The organism is Pseudomonas sp. NBRC 111138 (genome assembly GCF_001320835.1).
GTDB classification, from domain to species: Bacteria; Pseudomonadota; Gammaproteobacteria; order Pseudomonadales; family Pseudomonadaceae; genus Aquipseudomonas; species Aquipseudomonas paracarnis.
This window is the reverse complement of the sequence record NZ_BCBO01000096.1, coordinates 30,401-50,540: the sequence shown is the minus strand read 5'-3', so window position 1 is coordinate 50,540 and position 20,140 is coordinate 30,401. Positions and strand designations below refer to the sequence as shown.

Annotated in this window: 17 protein-coding genes and 1 pseudogene; 12 read left to right on the top strand and 6 right to left on the bottom strand. The window is 56.1% G+C overall.

Features of this window, described 5'->3' with window-relative positions:
- Nucleotides 1-55 precede the first annotated feature (55 nt).
- The 6 genes from APH41_RS18430 (at nt 56) to APH41_RS18405 (ending at nt 6,507) form a co-directional block, all read left to right on the top strand.
- Nucleotides 56-559, top strand: coding sequence for a hypothetical protein (locus APH41_RS18430; RefSeq protein ID WP_054920582.1), 504 nt, complete (start codon nt 56-58; stop codon nt 557-559).
- A gap of 176 nt (nt 560-735) precedes the next feature.
- Entirely contained in the window at nt 736-1,128 is a 393-nt protein-coding gene (locus APH41_RS18425; protein WP_156359068.1) for a hypothetical protein, read from the top strand.
- 41 nt (nt 1,129-1,169) lie between these two features.
- Entirely contained in the window at nt 1,170-3,812 is a 2,643-nt protein-coding gene (locus APH41_RS18420) for a hypothetical protein (RefSeq protein ID WP_054920578.1), read from the top strand.
- A gap of 8 nt (nt 3,813-3,820) precedes the next feature.
- Nucleotides 3,821-4,183, top strand: a complete 363-nt coding sequence (locus APH41_RS18415) for a hypothetical protein (protein WP_054920575.1) — start codon at nt 3,821-3,823, stop codon at nt 4,181-4,183.
- 57 nt (nt 4,184-4,240) lie between these two features.
- On the top strand, nt 4,241-4,972 hold the full coding sequence (locus APH41_RS18410; protein ID WP_054920573.1) for a hypothetical protein: 732 nt from the start codon (nt 4,241-4,243) through the stop codon (nt 4,970-4,972).
- A 242-nt stretch (nt 4,973-5,214) separates the two neighbouring features.
- On the top strand, nt 5,215-6,507 hold the full coding sequence (locus tag APH41_RS18405) for a hypothetical protein (RefSeq protein ID WP_177333580.1): 1,293 nt from the start codon (nt 5,215-5,217) through the stop codon (nt 6,505-6,507).
- Nucleotides 6,508-6,850: 343 nt separating this feature from the next.
- On the opposite strand, the gene APH41_RS18400 is transcribed toward APH41_RS18405, so the two are convergent.
- Genes APH41_RS18400 through APH41_RS18390 form a run of 4 tightly spaced genes read right to left on the bottom strand, consistent with a single transcriptional unit; the run spans nt 6,851 to nt 12,876 of the window.
- Entirely contained in the window at nt 6,851-9,205 is a 2,355-nt protein-coding gene (locus APH41_RS18400; protein ID WP_218187868.1) for a DEAD/DEAH box helicase, read from the bottom strand.
- Nucleotides 9,206-9,246: 41 nt separating this feature from the next.
- Nucleotides 9,247-9,603 carry an SNF2-related protein gene (locus APH41_RS29205; RefSeq protein WP_256220334.1) on the bottom strand — a complete coding sequence of 119 codons (357 nt, stop codon included), beginning with the start codon at nt 9,601-9,603 and terminating at the stop codon, nt 9,247-9,249.
- Entirely contained in the window at nt 9,590-11,497 is a 1,908-nt protein-coding gene (locus APH41_RS18395) for a hypothetical protein (protein WP_054920569.1), read from the bottom strand. The genes APH41_RS29205 and APH41_RS18395 overlap by 14 nt, the downstream gene beginning before the upstream one ends.
- Nucleotides 11,494-12,876: a hypothetical protein gene (locus APH41_RS18390; protein ID WP_054920567.1), complete on the bottom strand. Its 1,383-nt coding sequence runs from the start codon at nt 12,874-12,876 to the stop codon at nt 11,494-11,496. The genes APH41_RS18395 and APH41_RS18390 overlap by 4 nt, the downstream gene beginning before the upstream one ends.
- A gap of 624 nt (nt 12,877-13,500) precedes the next feature.
- Between APH41_RS18390 and APH41_RS18385 the strand changes: the two genes are divergently transcribed.
- The 3 genes from APH41_RS18385 (at nt 13,501) to APH41_RS18375 (ending at nt 15,122) form a co-directional block, all read left to right on the top strand.
- A complete protein-coding gene (locus tag APH41_RS18385; RefSeq protein ID WP_054920565.1) occupies nt 13,501-13,923 on the top strand; it encodes a hypothetical protein in 423 nt (140 codons plus the stop codon).
- Between the two features lie 82 nt (nt 13,924-14,005).
- Nucleotides 14,006-14,344, top strand: a complete 339-nt coding sequence (locus APH41_RS18380; RefSeq protein WP_054920563.1) for a YkvA family protein — start codon at nt 14,006-14,008, stop codon at nt 14,342-14,344.
- A 127-nt stretch (nt 14,345-14,471) separates the two neighbouring features.
- Nucleotides 14,472-15,122, top strand: coding sequence for a HEPN domain-containing protein (locus APH41_RS18375; protein WP_054920560.1), 651 nt, complete (start codon nt 14,472-14,474; stop codon nt 15,120-15,122).
- Nucleotides 15,123-15,135: 13 nt separating this feature from the next.
- Here the strand turns inward: APH41_RS18375 and APH41_RS29465 are convergent, their stop codons facing one another.
- Nucleotides 15,136-15,267: a hypothetical protein gene (locus APH41_RS29465; protein ID WP_256220333.1), complete on the bottom strand. Its 132-nt coding sequence runs from the start codon at nt 15,265-15,267 to the stop codon at nt 15,136-15,138.
- Nucleotides 15,268-15,424: 157 nt separating this feature from the next.
- Here APH41_RS29465 and APH41_RS18370 point away from each other — a divergent pair, with 157 nt between their 5' ends.
- From APH41_RS18370 to APH41_RS18360, 3 genes are all read left to right on the top strand, one after another.
- Nucleotides 15,425-17,515: an AAA family ATPase gene (locus tag APH41_RS18370; RefSeq protein WP_054920557.1), complete on the top strand. Its 2,091-nt coding sequence runs from the start codon at nt 15,425-15,427 to the stop codon at nt 17,513-17,515.
- Nucleotides 17,516-17,610: 95 nt separating this feature from the next.
- Nucleotides 17,611-18,633 (top strand): YafY family protein, encoded by a 1,023-nt coding sequence (locus tag APH41_RS18365; protein WP_054920555.1) that lies wholly within the window; start codon nt 17,611-17,613, stop codon nt 18,631-18,633.
- Between the two features lie 45 nt (nt 18,634-18,678).
- Nucleotides 18,679-19,215 (top strand): GIY-YIG nuclease family protein, encoded by a 537-nt coding sequence (locus APH41_RS18360; RefSeq protein WP_054920553.1) that lies wholly within the window; start codon nt 18,679-18,681, stop codon nt 19,213-19,215.
- Nucleotides 19,216-19,243: 28 nt separating this feature from the next.
- Here APH41_RS18360 and APH41_RS28335 read toward each other — a convergent pair.
- Nucleotides 19,244-19,994 (bottom strand): annotated as a pseudogene (locus APH41_RS28335) (NAD-dependent deacetylase).
- Nucleotides 19,995-20,140 lie beyond the last annotated feature (146 nt).

Below are 20,140 nucleotides of genomic sequence, written 5' to 3'. Positions count from 1 at the left end.
CTTCCCATAAAAGGCGAAGCGGGCTCATTGCGTATACGCCCGAGAGCAACCCTGTATGACCTCTGCAAACCCATCAGCCCAGCAGACTCTTGACTCCGCCCCGTCCGAACAGTTGGAGCGCTTTCTCGGATCATTCACCGAAACTGCGGTGGTGTTCCGTTACCTCGACTTGCTGGCCGAGCGCACCCAGGCCTTGGAACAGCGCATTGGACTCAACGAGCTGAATCAGTTGCGTCAGGAAAACAAGCAACTGCGTGAACGGAAGAAAAGGGCCACCGCCAGCATGGACTTACTGAGCCTTTACTTGCCCATCATCTATCACAACTTCTGGAATACGGTGCCCCCTGACCAACTGGCCGTACTGGCCGGCAGCACATATGTCCCCGTGATCCCCTCACCTTACGCGGAACCGGATGGATGGGTAGTGCTGGACATGAAACAGCGCTTCCTTCAATTGAGCAATCAAGACCGTGCCAGCATCGTGGCCTTCTGTCACCAACTGCCTTACCAACTGAAGGTTCGCCGTTCAATGCAGATGTTGCTGGAGACTTCTGCGTGAACGAAGATAAGCCACAGCTCCCCAATTCCGCGCTGCAAGGCACTGTCCGCACAACCTTGCTAGCCTTGCTTGCGTCCGACCAACAGGTGCAGCAGGCGCTCCGCGAGCTCTGCGCCCCATCACCCTCGGCTGCCCCCCTTACCGTTGAGTGTCAAGCCTTTGGCCCGGAGCGCGAATTGCTCGACTGCATCAATATGGACCCTGCCCTCAAGCAAGCTTGGCTAAGCGTTGACGAACCGGTCGAGCGTCAGTTGGTACGGTTGATCGCCGTCGCCTCGCAGTGGGATCAACTGCTACTGCTCTGGGATCGCCTGGCCGCACGATGCAAAGACGAACAACGCCATGCATCAGCGACCGAGCAGCAAATCCTGGCCCGTTGCCTGGCGCTGCACAATCTCGTGTGGCATGAGCATCAGGCCAGTCTGCAACCCGTACAGACCGGCACGCCTTTCGATCCGCTGTCCCACGAGCGCGGCACGCTGCATGGTGACACCGTAAGCGCGCAATGGCTGCCTGGCCTGCGCAACGCGGCCGGACAACTACAGCGCAAACCACTGGTTCGCACCTAGCGTGCCGATATCGTTATTTTGCAGACCAAGGACACTTGCGCATGGATACCCTGGAAAAGATCATCCCCGACTTTCTGTACAAGCATTACATATCAACGTTGACCCAAATCGTCGCTGAAACGCTGAACAAGCAGCCGTTCTGGTGGGTGCTGCTCGACGACTCCAGCCAGAAAACCATGATCTACGATAGCAATACGGGACTGCTGTGGGATGCCACTCCGGACATCGGCGCAACATTCAACGTCGCCGAAGGAAAAACCAAGGCAGCCGCCTCGAAGGTCGGAAGATTGTCGAACTGGCGCCTGCCGACCAAGCGCGAACTCACCGCATTCGCCAATGACGCTGCCAACCCTCTGCGAAAGGGGGTAAAAAGTCGTCTGCTAGATAAGGATAACTGGGTCACCTCAAATGGCAATGTCGACCTCGATAGCTGTGAGCTGGTTGGGCATCGCTCGGGCGCCCTGCTGGCTTGTAACGATTGGCTGGTGGGCAAGGGCAAGATGGAAGTCGTGGGGACAGCGCTTCAACGAGGGTGGCAGTTACGCGAATGCACGCCCCAGGAAAAGCTGCTGGCGCTGAACATGCTGCAGGACGTGCCCGACCTTCAGGCAGCGTATTTCGATATCGATTACGTGTCGGCCCGCTTGCCCAAGCTAGACTCCATGCAATTCACCGATCCCAACAAAGGTTTGTGGGAGTTCTGGGGCAAGGATGAAGAGCTGCTGACCAAGCAAGGCGTACGTGCCCGCAACCCTGCACTGGATGTCCAGGACTGCAATGTGGCCATCGATTTTGGCACCAGTAGTACGGTGGTGGCCTACGACGACAATGACCAGCACAAGCTATTGCGGGTCGGTCTGGGCAACTATTGGGAGCAGGAGCGCCCGGAGCACTACGAGAACCCGACGCTGCTGGAGTTCATCAATTTCCCCGGACTGCTCGAAGCCTGGCAGAGCGAGACCTTTCGCCCTGGCGTGTCCTGGGACCATGTACGCTGCTCCCACGCGGCATTGCAGACGTTTCGCGACAACAACGGCAACCCACGCGTCGTCGCCAGCACCCTGGCCAAAATCAAACATTGGGCCTTGCGCGAAAGCACCACCCCTCGCGTACGCTTGAGCGATCGGCAGGAACCTCAGGGGATGGAGCACGAACTCGCCGCCCTGACCTTGCGTAATCCGGTGCGCGGCCAGGCCATGAGTGTAAGCCCGCAGGACCCGTTCGATCCGATTGAGCTGTACGCCTGGTTTCTTGGCCTGAATATCAACTGGCGCGGTCGCGGCCTGTTCCTGCGCTACTACATGACTTTCCCGGTCGGCTACCCGCGCGAGGTCAAGGAAAAGATCCTCGCCTCATTTCGCCGTGGCCTGTTGCGCAGCCTGCCTGCGAGCCTGGTCGGCGAACCGGTGTTCGCTCGATTCGCCGTTGAAGAGCGTGCTTCGGAGCCGGCCGCCTATGCCGCTGGTATCATGCCGTACCTGGGTATCAAACCTCATCCTGAGGGCGTTGCTTACGCCGTGTTCGACTTTGGCGGCGGCACCACCGATTTCGATTTTGGCTACTATCGCCTGCCCACCCCAGAGGAAGAGGACGAAGGCAAGGAGGAAGTGTTCGAACACTTCGGCGCGGCCGGAGACAAGTTCCTCGGCGGCGAAAATCTGCTGGAGCACCTGGCGTTCCGGGTGTTGCGTCACAACCTCGATACCTGCCGTAAACATCGCATCGCCTTCACCCGACCGCTGGATGCTGACGACTTTGCCGGCAGCGAAATGTTCCTCGAACAGACCCAGGCCGCATCAACCAATACAGTAATGCTGATGGCGCGGCTGCGCCCGCTGTGGGAGAACGGCGCACTGGACAGCACTTGCGGCATCGAAACCCTGGACCTGCTGGACCGCGAAGGGCAAAAGGTTCCTTGTCAATTGACCATTCCCCTCGAAGAACTCAACGCCTATCTGGAACAGCGTGTCGAACAGGGTATTTACAATTTCCTTGCGGCCTTCGAAAAAGCCTTCGCCAAACGCAAACCTGATCACGTTCAGGTATTACTGGCCGGTAACGCCAGTCGATCGCACTGGGTTCTGGGCACCTTCAAGGCGCTCGAAACCGGCCGTCAGGCCGAGACTCATGCCAGCGAATCCCTGGCACGGGTGTGCCGCTATGCCAATCAGTTGTTCCCCGGGCAAAGCCTGTCGCTGACTATCCATGAGCCGTTACCGGCTTGCGAGCAAACGCCGTTTACGCCGACCGCCAAGACCGGTGTCGCACTGGGGCTGTTACGCCTGTGTCCGGGCAGTACGGTCAAAGTGATCAACCGTTCGCAGGAGCAGTCGGGCGACGAAGCGCACTTTGCACATTATGTGGGCCGAATTCGCCAGGGGCACTTTCAGGTGGTCGTCGCTCAAGGCAGTGAGTATGAGCAGTGGCACGAACTCGGCGCGCCAAGCGAGGGGGTGTTCAATCTCTATCACTCCCAGTCGCCACAAGCGCATACCGGTGCGTTGAAACAGGGTGATCCTGGTTTGTTCAAGAAACGCCTGGACTTACCTGGAAATCTTCAAGGTCAACGGGTTTTTGCCCGCATCGTCGGGCCTTCCATGATCGAAATTTGCTCGGCCATATCGCGTCAGGCCATCGAAGACGATGATCTCGACAACCTGTCGCTTCTGGATCTGGATAAGTGAGTTCCCCCATGGCATCGCGTCAAACCAAAGCTAAAGCACAACCAAAAGCTGGGAAATCACGGGCGAGCAGGTCATCGTCGGCAAAGACTGCCGAACTGCAGGCCGTTGCTTCATTGGAGGAGGCAAGGCACAACCGGCTTTGTCAGTTGCTTGAGCACACACTGCACCGCCACTGCGATGATTACCTCAGGCAACTGGCCACGACGGCGGTGCACGTTAAAACGGTGGCCGAAATCGCAACGATGCAAGCGCAACTGCTTCAATGGCAAAACATTCAGCCAAAAAATCACGAGGTGAAAAAACCTGCCGAAAGCATCTCGGGACTTCCCCCACAATTGGGCCGTTTACTCAAGCAGCTTTATGGCAATTGAATGAGAACTGTCGCTTCGCCGACCTTGCCCCATCAGGGCGAATAAAAGAGAACGTCCATGCAAGACATCGTCAGCCGTCTTGAACAGCAGCTGTCCGACGACATCAGCCGCATTCATCTGACCGACAACAATGTTGCATCCCGCCATGCCGTTCAGCGACTAAAGGCGGTGGCCGAGCACGCTCCCGCCTTACTCGCCGTGCTGGCCGAGCCCTGGCTCGATGGCCCCGTGAGTGAACGGACACAACAGTTGCTGCTCGACTGCGCGCGCATTCATCTCTATGCCCGTGTCCTTGATGATGCGCTCGATGAAGGCTTGACCGTGTGCCGGCAGAACCTGCTTCGCGCGCAACCGATGTTCTGGCAAGCGGTGCAACGTATTGGGGCAAACGTTTCGGCCACTGTCGCCGGTGAAGCCGAACAGTTGATTTACCAAACCGTGTCGGCGGTGCAAAACGATGACCTTTGCCGTGATCCGCAATACTGGGGTCCGAAAAATCATCACCTTTTGCTTGTACCTTTGTTGCTGTCGGATAACAGCGAGGCGTATCAAGCGTGCCGCAGCGGATTATCAAATCTCATCGCCTTGGTACAAGCAGGCGATGAATGGAAACAAGGCGTTCTGGCTGATCCCACGCTGCGAAACCGTTTGCTCGGTTTCGTGACGCAGTGCCTGGATACCGAACAACTGGCCACCCTCTCCCGCCTGGGTTGGCAAGATGCTGCCAAACGCATCGTCTGGAACGCAGATCAATTGATCGGCGTGCTCTCTGAACCTTTCTGTGTATGAATGCCATGACTTCCAATGCAGTGCCTAGAAACATTGGCTTCACCCGTTCGCTGGCGGTACAGCAGCACCTACTGTCCTTCAGCGCAAGCGTGATGAACACTCCCCCTGTGCAAGACGGAGTCCTCACCGCCAGGTTCGTCGGTGAGTTTTCCGCCGGCAAAACGCGCCTGCTGCGAGAGCTGTTTGGCGATCAAATTCCACAGGCACTGTTCCCGATCAGCTCCCTTGAGCGCCAGACCCGTTTGCCACTGGAAATCACCTGCGGCGACTCGCCAGCGTTGACCTTGATCCAGCGTGAGCATGACTATTCACCGGCCATTACTCTCGAAGCCTTTGACCATTTTCCCGAACGCAATGAGCTCACCCACCTGGACCCGATGCTGCACAGGTTGCGCCTGACGATCAATGAGCCGCGGCTAATCCTGCCCAACGGCGATGGCTACGGTGACGACAAGAGCCCCAAACGCCTTTTTGTGATCGACACCCCCGGCTGGAACTCCGGTGACGATGAGATCGCAGAGTTGAACGCGGCATCACTGATGACCGGTTTCCACAACCTGGCGTTGGTCTATGTGAGTCAGGCCGCCCGGCTTGATGGCGCAACCAATGCCGATCACCTGAAGGATTTCATGTCGGCCCTGGCCGAAGCCTACGACGATGTGAGGTTTTTAGGCCGGGCCAAGCTGCTCATGGTGATTACCGCCTGCCCGGACATGGATGCGGTTCACCTCAAAAAACGTGCGCAGGATCTGGCCTACCGGTTATGGGAGGAGCTTGATCGTGTGGCGGATGAACTGGAACTGGACGTTTTCTGCATCGACTTCCAAGACCTGCCCTCCGACAATCTTCAACGCTTTCGCGATCAATTCTGGAACCGACTGCTCGCCCCGCTCGGACACTCTGCGGCCCCTCTCGATGCTAACCCATGGGCGGTGACGCTCAAAAGCTGGCCTGCCGAATGGGACATAAGTCCAGGGTTACTCGAGTCCGCAGAACTGTTGGAGCGCGGCAAGCTTCTGCTGGACAAGGCACGCCTCGGTGGGGAATTCGTGGCGGGTATGAACATGTACCGGCTAATGGATTTGAAGGCCCCACAACTTCGCGAAAAGGTTCTCAAGACTTGGCTTCGGCAATTGGCAGCCGACACCGCAACGCTCGAAGATTGGAACGTGCCTACCCTTGCACCGGGGCACCCGTTAGCGCAATGGTGGTTGCATTACTGGCAGAAGGAGATGGAACAGTTAATCGGCCCGGTGCGTAATTTCTTCGCAACGGCACAGCACACGATCAATCGCCTGGCACACGATACCGAAGACTTGCAGCAGCACCTTGATCAGCAGCTTGCAGCACCGTATGAGGTGGCCAAGTCCGCCCTTACCGGCAGCTTCGCCTGTCTGGTTCAAAGCCTGCCGGCGCTGTGCAAGGAACATGGTGTCGAAAACCGCATTGCCACGCTGCTGTCATTGTCACTGCTGCAAAGCCGCTACGAAGACTATTACTTCCATCACCGGACAGTATTTGCTGCGACAAACTGAAGGTTTCGAGAGTAGAACGGTGGTCCCCGACGGCCCGTGGAGAAAAGACACCCCGACTGCACTGGGACGAATGAGAAACTGAACGGACTATTAAAGCAGTACTTTCCCAAGAGAACTTACCTTCCGGCCGCAAATGCAAGTCAAGCTAAGTGCAGTAGCGACACAGCTAATCCCGCTCACCGAAGCTGATTATGAGGCTAGCTATTAGGAATAATTCCACCTTGCCAATTTGGGCCTTTTTGACCAGAGGGTCCGAGTAAAATTATTGACACCAGCTTTGTCCTACATAGCGGAGAGGGCTAATCAATGCAGTTAAAACCCCCTGAAGGATTGCCGAGAAGATTCACGCACGCGGCAGATAGGCTTTTTTTGGCAAAAACTTATCCTCAAAACACGCAGGAAATGGGTCATCGGTATGCATGCCCCCAACCGGTTTGCGCAGGTACTGTTCCCAATCGTCCGTCACATTACGCAGATCGATCTCGTCGTTAAACTCGGTGTGACGGCAGGCGTCCATACGCGTCTCGACCGCATGCTTGAGCAATACGAATGAGGCTAATTGCTCCTGGTCGAACGAACGTGTGAGATAGGGATAGTGAATCGCCAGTTCAGCCTCTCCGTGCTCTTGCAACTGCCGGTTTATTCGACCGAACAGCCGATCCACACGACCTACTCGCTGCTCGTTGTCACCAGGCGTCCAAGCGATACCATAGTGATGCACCTTGCGGCATTGCAGATGCAGATTCACTCCTTCCTGGAATACCGAAGTCGCCACTAGCACGTTTGGATAAAAAGGACTGTTGAAGCCAAGAATCAGCCGCTGCCGGTTACCTGACTGACCACTGGCGAACCAGGCAGGGCTTTGCAAACTGGTGAGCGTGCGCCAATCTTTCTGCCAGTCCGCCAGCGCATGATCGGTTATTTTTTCACAGATTTGCTCGAAAGAATCCAGGGCCGCGATGAAGTACTTCCGGATCAGCGAACTTGGCAAACGCGGTGTCATCCAATTGACAAAAGCAAGGTAACGCTGCTGAGCATCGCCACCATGAGAGGTGCGACGAAACTCAGTGAACCAGCTATAGAGTTCGATGATTACGGGGCTGGCAAACAGGAAGCCTGCTTTCACGTAATTGCCGAAGTTTTCGGCGATACCTCGATTTCCCGTCTCGGGGTCCAGCCAGACATTCAATCTCTGTCGCGTAGTTTCGGGCAGGCCTTCATACATCAGACTCCACAGGCTCGGCATTGGTCTGTCGTAATCGATTTGTATTCGGCCGGCCCGATCCCCCAGTTCGCTGCTACTCGCTCCCCCTTGGTGCGATGCAAGACGCGCCTGCAGCGCCGCCGTACCGTAGTCGTCGCGATCACGCTCGCCAACATGTTTGCGGTCATACTGCGTATACCCGCCTCGACGGTAATCACTTGCCGGCTCCAACAATAAAGAGAACAGGCTCTCGGGCTTGCGCAATCGCAAACTGAAATTCGAGCAGTCCGTACTGCGCTCCTTGCGATTCTTCTTCACTACAAACAGATCAGCAATGCGGGAGGCCAGTTTTTCATCGCCTTCCTGAGCATCGGCAACATCTGTTTGATCCTGATCATCCAACAGATCCTGATCGCCCAAATCCTCAGATGCCTGCTGCCTAACAAACTGATTGAAATAACTACGCGACCAACCATTCTTCCGCCACCGCTCTATTATTCGCTCCTGATCTTCCGGTTGCCAGGCCTGGACAATTCGTCGCGCCAGCATCTGGTCACTCGCTGCATTCAAGCGCTGGGTGATTTCCCGAACCGAAGCGATCCGCCGCACAAACACCAGATGCTTGTGTTCGTGCAAAGCCATGCGCGTATCAAAAACATCTTTAGGCTGGCACTCGCACATCAGCGTGTCGTATTTAGGATGCTCGGGATAGCTGGGGAAATACTCACGGTGCAGTTGGGTTAGATGATTAAGAATCTTCGTATCCGGAGCGCCAGAGAATGCCTGTGTGGAGTGATCCTGTTCCGCCTGTGCAGCATCCATAACGTCGGCATCCAGCTTGGCGCCAATGGATTCGAATCCTTCGAGGTAGCCATACAAAAACCTGCGATTGCCACCAGCCTGCCCCTGTTGTTGCATGAGTTTTTTCTGATACAACGCGAAGAACATCTCGGCTTCAGGATTGTCCTGGAAGCTTGCCGGCAAGGCTTTTTCATGACGATAGTTGTACTTGTTGCGGTAGCCCTGTGCACCTTGCATCAGACGTAGACGCCGCAACGCATATTTGGTTAGAAGCTCATCCGGCTCTAGTTGTCGCCCGTCGACCGGAGTATCGATGAAGTAGCCAAGAATGGCCGCTATATCCTTGAGCGAGGAATGACTGGGCGTAGCGGTCAGCAGCAAGACTTTCTGCCCCAGTCGATTGCCCGGTTCACCGAAAAGTTTTCTGGCTGCTTTGGCACGCTGTGACCCTCCATCAGCGTTGCGAAAATAATGGGCTTCATCCACGACGATAAGATCGAACCCATTATCTCCCAGCGATGACTTGAGTTCTCGGTGAATGCCGGCAGCGGCTTGCTGCGCTTTTGCCAACACATCACCCTCTTCTTTTTCGCATTTCAGAACCAGGTTGCTGAGCGAATAAATCGTGGTGAGATAGAGCTGTCCACTGCGCTCACTGACCGCCTCCGCCAGATCCGCAAGCCGCCAGTGCATTTGCGCTTCATGTCGCGGTCTGCGGTGGGGCGCATCGCTGGTCAAATGCTCACCGCCCCGGTAATGGTCGCGTAGGAAGGCCGCATATTCCGCGCCCAGTGATGGCAAATGTCCCGATTGGGTGCCATAACCAGCACCCGGGCAGAGGGCTTCAGTTTCCATAGCAGCGCCATTATACCTAGCGCCTGAAACGTCTTGCCCATGCCGACCTCATCGGCCAGCAGTGCCACGTTGTGCATAGACAGTTTGTTCCACAAACCAGCGACGCCTTCGGCCTGACGCGCCGGCATTGAAATACGCTCGCTGCTTGCGTAATGCCAGTCGCGATCAGTCGCGTCGAAGTTGATCCAGTCCGCGACCTGTTCTGGCTTCAAGCCCCCCCACTCACTGCGGCGCATAGTCACATTCCTTTTCGACGCAACGAAGATAGCCCAGATGCTTTTCCAATCCCTGCGGCAATTTTGGCGGCACTACTCGCAATGTCGACCACAATGTCTGTGCAGGGTTGCGGCGCTCATTGCTCCGGTATGACCGCACTGCCTGGCCATAAAGCGAGTTGACTTCCTGTGCGAGAAACCAGTTGAACACGCTGGGTTGACTTCCTTGAAGTTGCTGGCGCGTTTTGGCCGCCAGCTCCTGCAGACAACCTGGATAGCCGAAAAGCCACTTCTCCAGCTGTACCGTTTCCGTGGCTGCCTTAAGGCGCTCCCGAAAGTGCTCAATCGCTTGGAACAGTCGGAAATAAGACAACGCGTCATGTTCGATAGAGGCCGAAGGTATCGGCAGGTCTTCATCCGGCCCGGCACCTGTACGCAGGCACGCGCGGAGCACCGTATTGTTATCGCTCTGCGGATCAATTTGAGTGACCAAACTGTCGAGCAAATCCTTGAGCGACTCGAAACCTTGCGCACGCCGGAAAGACTGACCACTTTCAACAATAATCCCCCGATAGACCGGAGGAGTCTGGTTTCGCAGAAGAATGCTGTAGCTGTGATCCGCCAGCATTGCCTCGTTATCCGGGGTAATCCGCTCGATCGGCGTCAGCGAAAAGGTTCCACCCTGACGTCGTGTCCTCCAGTGCAGGGGCATCGGTTCGTTCACACCCGGCAGCTTCAACCAATAATCACTATTGGGTTTGTTTGCGCACCAATGGCCCGTCACCGTAAAGCAGGCCCTCTTCCAGTCGTAATGCACGTTCAGGTCGAATGGCAGTTCCTCTGGAAGGGTCAGGCTGTCCTCTAGCAACAACTGATCGCTGGCAAAGTCAGCCTCGGTGACATCGATGGGGTCTCCAAGCATGTCTGCGTTGCGCTTGTAGTTCAGTACGATACCCGCTTCGATATTGCGATGTTCGAAACTGCTGGTACCTGCGTGCGTGAAATTCCACGAGCCGATCGCCAGGCGGCAACCCTTGGTTGAGCGAAACAACCATGCCTTGGCGTGAGTTGTTTCGACGAGGTTATGGCGAAAGGAAGGGTTGTGATGAAAAGCCAGGCTCTCATCGTCAATACTCGTTGCCAGTGCTTCGCTCCAAGGCGTTCGGAAGTAGCGGCCCTCAAGCCGGTCCGCGACCAGTGCCACCTTCAACCTGGGATTGCCCGACACTTGCTGAAGTCGAGCCAGTAGATCGGGCAGGTCCGCCGCCAGGTAAGGTGACCACACCTGCAACGAAGAGATCCTGTCCTGCGCCATGAGTCGTTGGAGAAAAGTGTCTCGGTCAAAGCTGTGCACGAACTGCCAATCGGAACCGTTGTTCGCAAAGCGTCTGTCGGGCCAATTGAACGTCAACTCCCACGGTTCGATCAATGCATTGAAAAAAGTTTTTATCTGTTTGTATTGACCGACATTGCAGACCTGATGAAAAGTGAACACCTCCTGATTACGCCCCCAGCCACCGACAGTCAGGTTGGCACTGCCCGCGCCTAACACCATCTGTCCCGACTTGCTCTCCAGGTAGATGACTTTCGGATGAAATAGTGTCTGGTCTGTGAAGCCATCGTCTTCACTGAATGCGCGCGCTGACACGCAATGAACATGGATGGCCGTACGCTTGTACTGCTCGGCCCCCAGCATGCGTTTGTCGCAGAAAATCCGAAAATCGATGTCTTTTTCTACTAGATACGATTGGAAGCTTTCGTAGTCCATGCGATTGCGGGGCTGATCCATGCCCAGCACTGCCGGAAGCAGGTAAGTTTCGACAAAACCGATATTCAGATTGAAGGTAGTCAGCCAGACCCGGCGTATTTCGCCCAGTTCCTCCAACTGCTGCTTGAAGGCATCGAGTAGCTTCATGCAGCTACTCCCTGCAAGCCGCCGAGCAAATGACGAAACTGAGGAATATAATACTGATGCACCCAACAACCCAACGGCCTGTCGGCGAGGGTCGGCTCGGCCCGTGGCCGTACATGTAGCTTGAGCTGCGCGCCATTGACCAATGTCAGCCACGGCGACTGCCCGCGGCTTTCCATGACTTGCGCATGGTAGTTCAGCAATGTGCATATCTGGGCCGGCGCGTCACCCTGCCGGGCCAATATCAGCAAGCGATTCAGTCGTGATTGTCCGGTTGCCGAAAGCACTGAAGACATCGCTACGTTCTCTTCAATGGGGTCGGCATAGGATTTCAGGGTGGCGGCATTACGGCCGAGGGCCTCCCAGCGTCGTTGAACCTCTTTCAAGGATTGGGACTTCTCGGCCAGCATCAGGTTGAACAACAGATCCAGCTCGCCTAGTAAAGGCTCAAGTAGGCGCACGTGTTCAAGCTTGCCCTGCGCTTTTAGCGACAGCGGTTGCTTCACCGCCTTCTCAAACACGGCGGCAGCGGATGAGCTGCTGAGCCCCTCGCCGCGATTGGCGGGTGAGAGCACCTTGTACAACGCTCCCGGTGCGCCTTGATCCAGCTCCGTGATGGAGAGCCAGAAGTCGCAAGTCCTGGTGCCGACAACCGCCGAAGAAGGAAAGGCCTCAATCAGAGCCAGCGTGAGCGTCGTGGGTATGTCGGAAAAATCCCGCTTCGGCTCGCCACTGTTGCTCGCCAGTAATTCCCGTAGGTGCAGGCGCAGTAAGTGGTAAAGGCGGGAGAGTGTCGGGACACCCTTGAACAGTGTCTCTGCGCTTTTCCACAACGGTGCGGCCGTCGGCAAACTGTAGTGATACTGACGATCGAAAAAACCCATCTCCACCAGCGGAGTTTTATAGCGACCGCTCACACCAAGCATGGTTTGACGAACCAGTACCTGAGCCTCGCTGTTATGGCTAAACGAAAGCCGAGGGTTCCCGCTGCGTTCATACCACCTGCATCGCGCCTTGCTAATTCCCAGCACACCGGTGCTTTCCAGGCCAGCAATGTCTTGATGAGCGATGACGCTATAGACGTACAGATTTTCTAGGTACACCAGGCAAGCATGCTTAAAGTTCAGATCATTTTTGCCGCCGTAGATTTTTTTCAACCCATTGCCTAACGCGACCGAGTCGTCATCAATCAGGTTCTTGATCAACCAGTGATTGAACAGATTCAAAGTGTAGTTGCGGATATCGTTGGAGATCGAGCTGATCCGGTTCTGAAAAATCTGCTGGCCGAACGCCGACCAAATCACCTGCAACCCCAACGGATCGATATTCAGCTCACTGCCAAGACTATCGTCATACTCAGTCAGAAACTCATTCAGCAACACACTCGGACACCTCGGCGGTCCCAGCCATCAAAAACCGAACAGCCGCTGCAACCGCAGACGCGCAAAGCCCAGCCACTTAGTAAACCTGCGACCTGCCTGGTGGGGGACGCATGAAGCCAACAAACTCAAAGCGAAGCCAATACTGCTGCTTACGCATGGCCAAGCACGCTAGCAAAATGCCATAGTCTTGTACACGTCAGCTTTAGGTCTGCTTTGACTTGCAAATAGAAAGCAAAAAATCTGGTAACCCATATCCAAAAAGCCTGTCTTATCAAACATGAACCGGCATTGACGCTACCATCTTCGTAAACACGAGTTTCCATTAAAGCTTGCTGGACTCATGCCGATATCGTGCAGTGGATCTCTCTTCGTAGCCACGAACGCCTATACGCACAAGGAAGTTGCGAATGTCTGTAGCAGCTCTGATTTATCCGTCCCTCGCACCTTTCCTAACCCCCCCCTTCCCTTGTCACGGAACGACAGGCGTCAATTCGGCTGACTTCACGATAATTGCTGCACGCGAGCGCCCATGCAATCCAGATGTCGCGCGCGACACAATATGTCGTGGGGATGTTCAACATTTACTCGTCTTGTTTTACATCTGAACCAGTGAGAGATATCCCCATGCATGAGTCCTTCTATCCGTCACAGAAACGCTCGAAGCAGCCCACCTTGTTCCTGACAATCGATATGTGGGGGATTGAAGGCGAGTACGCCGACGGAAACTGGCATGTCCTGCTTCATCGGTTCGCTCTGGAATGGATTAAGAAACATCCCGACCAGGCAACAGCAACGCTATGGTCAAGCGTTCAACCCTGCAGCATTTTCGCCAATGGATCGTCTTGCTACGTCTCCGGCAGTTCCAAGTTGCCCGATGCGTTTTTTCAGCAACTGGAGAGCTTTCTACGCGCAGAATTCGGTAACTGCGCCCGTATAGGTGGAGAAATTCAGGTCAATCCCGATGAGTGGCGGGTGTACCTGCACTTTGAGAACGCTGCAGTCTGGGAAAAGTACAACGGCTATGAATGGAGGGAGCTCAAGTTGTGAAGCGGGTTTGGCGAAAACCGCTTCAGCGTCCCTATTAATTGCACAAACCTTGTCTAAACCAAAAAACCGTAGAGAGCACACCATGTCAGACAGCGCATTTGAAAAGGATTACTCAGACGACTCGTTCTGGGACAAAGTTAAAAACTATGCGAAATCCGCCGGCGAGGCGGCACTGGAACCGGCGCTGAAGATGTACTACGCCGCAACCGACTCAGATACCCCGACCTGGGCAAAAACCACCATCTATGGTGCACTCGGCTATTTTATCTCTCCGATCGACGTCATTCCCGACATCACGCCAATCGTGGGCTACTCCGACGACATCGGCGTGCTGTGCGCAGCGTTGGCAGCGACCGCTAGCCATATCAAGGCCGAACATGTGGCCAAGGCAAAGGAAACATTGAAGCAGTGGTTTTCCTGATTTAAGTGGAAGCCTTACTTCGGTACCGTTTGGGAGTAAGGCTTCAACATGAACAGATGCAACCATCAGCGTCATGGCATGCCCCTGAACCATGCCCCCACTCCATCCCTCCTGCAGAGTCAGCCTCATGGATTACCAAACCCTCAAGGCGCGTCACAGACTTGAACGCGACAACCATCACGTCAACCTGACATTGCGTGTGCACCGGTCCTTGAGCTGGTTGCAACGCGCCGAACAAGCTGATGATCCGGACGGTCGTTTCGTGTTCCTATGGATTGCGTTCAACGCCGCTTACGCAACTGACATCGACGAGAACTATCGGCTATCCGAACAGGAAACCTTCCGCGCCTTTCTGCGCAAGCTTTGCGATCTGGATCGCGAACGGCAGATAGAGAAACTGGTCTGGTCCGAGTTCTCGGGAAGCATCCGCGTGCTGCTGGATAACCCATATGTTTTCCAGAGCTTCTGGGATCACCAGAACGGCAAGATCACCGAGCAACAATGGAGCGAGCGTTTCGCCGACGGCCGACGCAGAGCGCAGTCTGCCCTGGCACAACGCGATACCGCCGATGTACTTGCGGTGCTTTTCAATCGCATCTACACCTTGCGCAATCAAATCATGCATGGCGGTGCGACCTGGGATAGCAGTATCAACCGACCACAATTGCGCGATTGCGGCAAACTACTCGGCAAGCTGGTGCCATTGATTATCCATCTGATGCTGGAAAATCCCGATACGCTCTGGGGGGACGCCTGCTATCCGGTCGTGCAGTCCTGAGTGTCAGGGTTAATCAATCCCTGCCACTGGCTGCCTTGCGCCAGACATCGTTCTCTCGCTCCATCTGCTTGTACTTGTGGTAAAGATCAAAGCTCTTTTTGAGCACCACGACCAAACCCACGATTGCCAGTACGTTCTTTAACATTGCCCATCTCTCTCTGATTCATTTTGTGGATTCCAGACTAAGATTCAGGCACGACAGATTGTGTCGAACCTGAATCTTCACTGACCTCAATTACAACGACACATTCTGACCACCCCTCGCCCCATCCTGTCGCCTCCACAGCATCAGGACATTCAGCATGGGAACCCGCCTTACCCCCTTCGCCCACGACAGCCGCCGCGCTGCCGACACTTGTGCACTCTCGCTGAAGTGGAGTTTCCAACTGCTGCTAGACCTGGGGGGGCATCGGAATTTAATCAGTCGACACGGGTTCAACGATGATGATCTGGCCCGTGAGGTTGGCCTGGCCAAATGGGTAGAGCGAGACGAGTACAGCCCACCGCAGGCCTTGTCGGCCCTGCGTAGAGCCGCTCGCGCTTTCGAGGCAAGCAATCCGGATACACCCTACCCGGATCGCCTGGAGAGCAATTTGGAGGCATTAGGGACATTGTTGGGACTGGAAGAGGCAGAGTTGCGGGTACTGGGTTTCTGCGTACTGATGCATATCGACCCGGTGCTCTGTGATGCTACCGATCAGTTGGGCATGGTGGGATTCAACCGTGCCATAAAAGTCCTCGCGGTATTGTTGGGCCTGCAACTCCCCGAGGTCGAGGCCTGCCTCGCGAATAATAGCCCCCTGATCCGGGCGGGCTTGCTGGAGGTGGGGAGCAATTCCCGCGCCTCAACAGCACTGAGCTCGATGTTATCGGTGAGCAATCAGGAGCTTCCCGGACTGCTGCGATTCAGCAAGGGTACATCGCTGGATTTGTTTGCTTATGCCTTCCGCCTGAGTCCGCCAGGCAGCCTGAGCCTGGAACACTACCGACACATCAAACAGCCACTGAACATCGCTGAACGCTACCTGGCCAAAGCCTTGGCGCAGGGCCGTCAAGGCGTGAACATTCTGCTTTATGGTCCGCCAGGCACCGGCAAGACTCAGCTCAGTCGACTGCTCGCCAAGAGCCTGAACAGCGCGCTTTATGAAGTGGCCTGCACCGATAGCGAGGGTGATCCCGTACAGGCCAAACAGCGCCTGTGCTCCCTGCGTGCGGCCAACAGCGTGCTGCGCTCGCAACGGGCCCTGCTCGTACTGGATGAGATCGAAGACATTTTTCAAACCGCCAGCACCGACGCTCATAGTCGCTCGCAGAAGGGTTGGATCAATCGCATACTGGAGGAGAATGCGCTGCCGTGTTTCTGGTTGAGCAATAGCATTGAGGCTATCGACGCGGCACATATACGTCGCTTCGATCTGGTTATCGAGATCCCCAACCCGCCCTTGGCGCAGCGCAAGCAGATGCTCCGTGAGTGTGGCGGGGGCAAGTTGAGTGATCAGTTGATAGAGCATCTCAGCGCCCATGAACAGGTGACACCGGCGGTGCTGGAGCGAGCCGTGCGAGTAGGCCGCAGCTTAGGAAACCGCGCGAGCAAGACGCTGGACACGACGATCCGTTGCATCGTCGACGGTACGTTGAAAGCACAGGGTCTCGAGAAGCTGCAACATGACGGCGGTAGCGGCTTGCCCACCTTCTACTCTCCACAATGGATCAACGCAGACCATGCTCTTGACGGTCTGATTGACGGACTACGTGTCCATCCCCAGGCACGCCTGTGCTTCTACGGTCCGCCAGGCACTGGCAAAACTGCCTTTGGCCAATGGCTGGCGCAGGAGTTGGGCAAGCCGTTGATGATCAAGCGCGTCTCCGACCTGGTATCACCCTATGTCGGAATGACTGAGCAGAATCTGGCGGGCGCCTTCGAGCGCGCGCAGCAGGAAGATGCAGTGCTGCTACTCGATGAAGTCGACAGTTTTTTGCAGGACCGGCGCAAGGCGCGGCAGAGCTGGGAGGTGACTGCGGTCAATGAAATGCTCACGCAAATGGAGAGCTATCAAGGGCTGTTCATTGCTTCGACCAACCTGATCCGAGACCTGGACGAGGCTTCCTTGCGGCGCTTCGATCTGAAGGTGCATTTCGGCTATCTGGTCACCGCCCAGGCCCAGGCGTTGTTTGCCGCACACTTAAAAGCGCTAGCCTTGAAAGACCCGCACCACAGCGCCGCCAATCGCTTGCGAGGTGAGGCGCGTCTGACCCCGGGTGACTTTGCGGCAGTGGCACGCCGAGGGCGTTTCAAGCCATTCACCAGTGCCGATGAGCTGGCGGGGGCGTTGCTGGCCGAGTGTCGACTCAAATCCGCCGGGCAGCAGCGCCCAATCGGCTTTATACATTAACCAAACTAAAGGTTGCCGGGTTGTCGCCGATAGGCAGACAACCCGGCAAATTCGCTGGCCACAGGCCAGCTTCAACAATACAAGGATGATTTTTCTTGCCTTCAGCCAAGACCCATACCGCGTTGAGTCGTCAATGGGAGCTGCTGCAACAGTTGCCCAAACGCGCCCCTGGTATCACAGTGAGTGAGTTGCTGACCCGCCTGACGGCCGCAGGCTACTCCATAAGCCGCCGCAGCATCGAGCGCGACCTGCGTGACCTGTCTATAGTGTTTCCATTGCAGTGCAACGATGGTGGAACGCCATTCGGTTGGTATTGGAAACCGGGCGTGAGCGTCGAGTTGCAGGGCATCACCCTGACTGAAGCCGTCAGTCTGGCGCTGGTCGAAGATGCAGTGCGCCCGCTACTTCCGGGCAGCATGTTGAGCGTGCTGGAACCGCGCTTCGAGCATGCCCGGCAAAAACTCAAAGGCCTCGAAGACGGCAACCCCGCTGCCCGCTGGCCCGACAAAGTTGCGAGCGTTCGGCCGGATTTCAATCTTCGAGCTCCGGAAATCCAGGCAGAAACCCTGGAAGCACTGCAGCACGCCCTAATCAGCGAGCAGCAGGTTCACTGTCAGTACTACTCGGCGCACAATGACAAAATCAGCGAACTGACTCTCAACCCCTTGGCCATTGTCCAGCGCGGGTTGATCACCTATCTCATCGCCACCGCCGCACCTTATACCGACGTCCGTCAATTCGCGGTGCATCGCTTTCGCGCGGTAACAGCGCTCGAGACGTCATGCCAGGGGCTGGATTCGTTCGAGCTGCAAACCTACCTTGCCACCGACGCTTTGCAGTTCGGCAAACCCGAGAAAATCCGCTTCGAAGCTTGGGTGAGTGATCACCAGGCTCGACTGATTCGAGAGACACCTTTGAGCACGGACATGGTGCTTGAGCCGCTGTCGGATGGTTTCAAGGTTCAAGCGACGGTAACCAATACCTGGCAACTGCACTGGTGGATTTTGTCGTTGGGCGACTCGTTGGTGGTGCAGGAGCCGCTCGCGCTGCGCCAGCAAGTGGGCGATACATTGCGCCGTGCCGCAGCGGCGTATGAACCTGTCGACAGCTCACTGTAATCAGCCCGTGCTGCCCACCAACGCCCGCTGCCAAAGGTAGAAAACATGCTAATTCAATCCACGCTGACAGACATCGCCGGCAATCTTCGCGAACTGGCTGAAAATGTCGAAGGAGCAAAAGTCGATAGCTGCCATGATGTGCGTATTGCTTTCGGCCAGATCCGCAACGGCTATCCAGCTCAGGCATTGATTACACTCAAGGAGTGGTCCTCGCCTGCAGCGCGCTACATCTATCAGTTTTCAGTCGAAGACGATGCACCCGAAGACCTCTACCTGGCATTTGCAGAGGCCAAGGACGCGCGGAAGAATGATCGGGCGTATTGCCGCCTGAATCCGGTGTCACGCCTGCTGTATGTCGGAAGCTCCGCCAGTCTGGATGCGCGGATCAAACAACACTTGGGCTTCGGCCATAGGGGCACCTACGCCATGCAACTCTGCCATTGGCTGCCAGACCGGGAGGGCGAGTTGTTTATCCGGGCCTGGAGATTCAGCAACCAGACCAACGGGGCCGTCGTCCAGGCGATAGAAGATGGGTTGTGGGCTTCGAGCAAGCCCATGTTCGGTAGACAAGGTGCTCGTTAAGCCGTTCACCGAGCACCCATGACACCCGTTATCCGTTTGCCTGAGCAAGCAACCGCGGCACTATTTCCGCCACTTTGCCGACGAGACTGAACTCCTTTACTCCCTGGACCGATTCTCGCTGCAGGTTAAGATGCACAACTACAGCGCCGTGTTCCCTGGCTACCTGGGGAATTTGCGCCGCTGGCTGTACCCCCCGAAGTCCCCACCGAAAGCAGCAGATCACAACCTCTGACAGCCGTCAGCGCTTCGCGCCATTCCTGCTCCGGTAGCGACTCACCGAACCAGACCACGCCCGGCCGCACTTTGCCGTTGCAATGTCGGCAGCATGGCGGTTCGATCCTGCGTCCGTCTTCAGGTTCATTCAACGTACTCGTGCCCTGCTCATACGGCCGGGCACACGCAAAGCAGCGCGGCGAGTGGAGGCTACCGTGCAAATGAATCACTCCATGACAACCCGCTCGCTCATGCAGATCATCGACATTCTGAGTTATGACCGTCAGCCTGGTGACTAGCCGAGCGAGCTCGGCAATAGCCAAATGGGCGGGGTTCGGTTTGGCGGCGAGAACGTTTGAGCGTCGCCATTCATACCGTCCCCACACCAGCGCCGGATCATTGCGAAAGGCGTCGGCAGTTGCCAGCGCAGCAGGATCAAAACGCGCCCACAAACCGGTCATGGCGTCGCGGAACGCCGGGATGCCGCTCTCTGCGGAAACGCCCGCTCCAGTAAATACGACCACATGGGACGCATCGCGCAAACGCTGCCCCTGGAATTCGATCATGACCTCTTCCTACCTTCGTAACCGGCCAAACCATTCAGCCAACGTACGATCAATCATGTTGGCCGGGTGCAAGGTTAGCGCTTCGTTTCCACATTTCTCACATCGATCGCACCAATCCCCCGGTCCAAGGGCATCACTGAGGGGCG

What these genes read in the sequence shown, in the direction of transcription:
- APH41_RS18410 (WP_054920573.1), top strand. Translation starts at nt 4,241, where the DNA reads ATGCAAGACATCGTCAGCCGTCTTGAACAGCAGCTGTCCGACGACATC.
- APH41_RS18385 (WP_054920565.1), top strand. Translation starts at nt 13,501, where the DNA reads ATGCATGAGTCCTTCTATCCGTCACAGAAACGCTCGAAGCAGCCCACC.
- APH41_RS18415 (WP_054920575.1), top strand. Translation starts at nt 3,821, where the DNA reads ATGGCATCGCGTCAAACCAAAGCTAAAGCACAACCAAAAGCTGGGAAA.
- APH41_RS18380 (WP_054920563.1), top strand. Translation starts at nt 14,006, where the DNA reads ATGTCAGACAGCGCATTTGAAAAGGATTACTCAGACGACTCGTTCTGG.
- APH41_RS18400 (WP_218187868.1), bottom strand. Translation starts at nt 9,205, where the DNA reads ATGCACTGGCGGCTTGCGGATCTGGCGGAGGCGGTCAGTGAGCGCAGT.
- APH41_RS18430 (WP_054920582.1), top strand. Translation starts at nt 56, where the DNA reads ATGACCTCTGCAAACCCATCAGCCCAGCAGACTCTTGACTCCGCCCCG.
- APH41_RS18370 (WP_054920557.1), top strand. Translation starts at nt 15,425, where the DNA reads ATGGGAACCCGCCTTACCCCCTTCGCCCACGACAGCCGCCGCGCTGCC.
- APH41_RS29205 (WP_256220334.1), bottom strand. Translation starts at nt 9,603, where the DNA reads ATGCGCCGCAGTGAGTGGGGGGGCTTGAAGCCAGAACAGGTCGCGGAC.
- APH41_RS18420 (WP_054920578.1), top strand. Translation starts at nt 1,170, where the DNA reads ATGGATACCCTGGAAAAGATCATCCCCGACTTTCTGTACAAGCATTAC.
- APH41_RS29465 (WP_256220333.1), bottom strand. Translation starts at nt 15,267, where the DNA reads ATGTTAAAGAACGTACTGGCAATCGTGGGTTTGGTCGTGGTGCTCAAA.
- APH41_RS18360 (WP_054920553.1), top strand. Translation starts at nt 18,679, where the DNA reads ATGCTAATTCAATCCACGCTGACAGACATCGCCGGCAATCTTCGCGAA.
- APH41_RS18395 (WP_054920569.1), bottom strand. Translation starts at nt 11,497, where the DNA reads ATGAAGCTACTCGATGCCTTCAAGCAGCAGTTGGAGGAACTGGGCGAA.
- APH41_RS18375 (WP_054920560.1), top strand. Translation starts at nt 14,472, where the DNA reads ATGGATTACCAAACCCTCAAGGCGCGTCACAGACTTGAACGCGACAAC.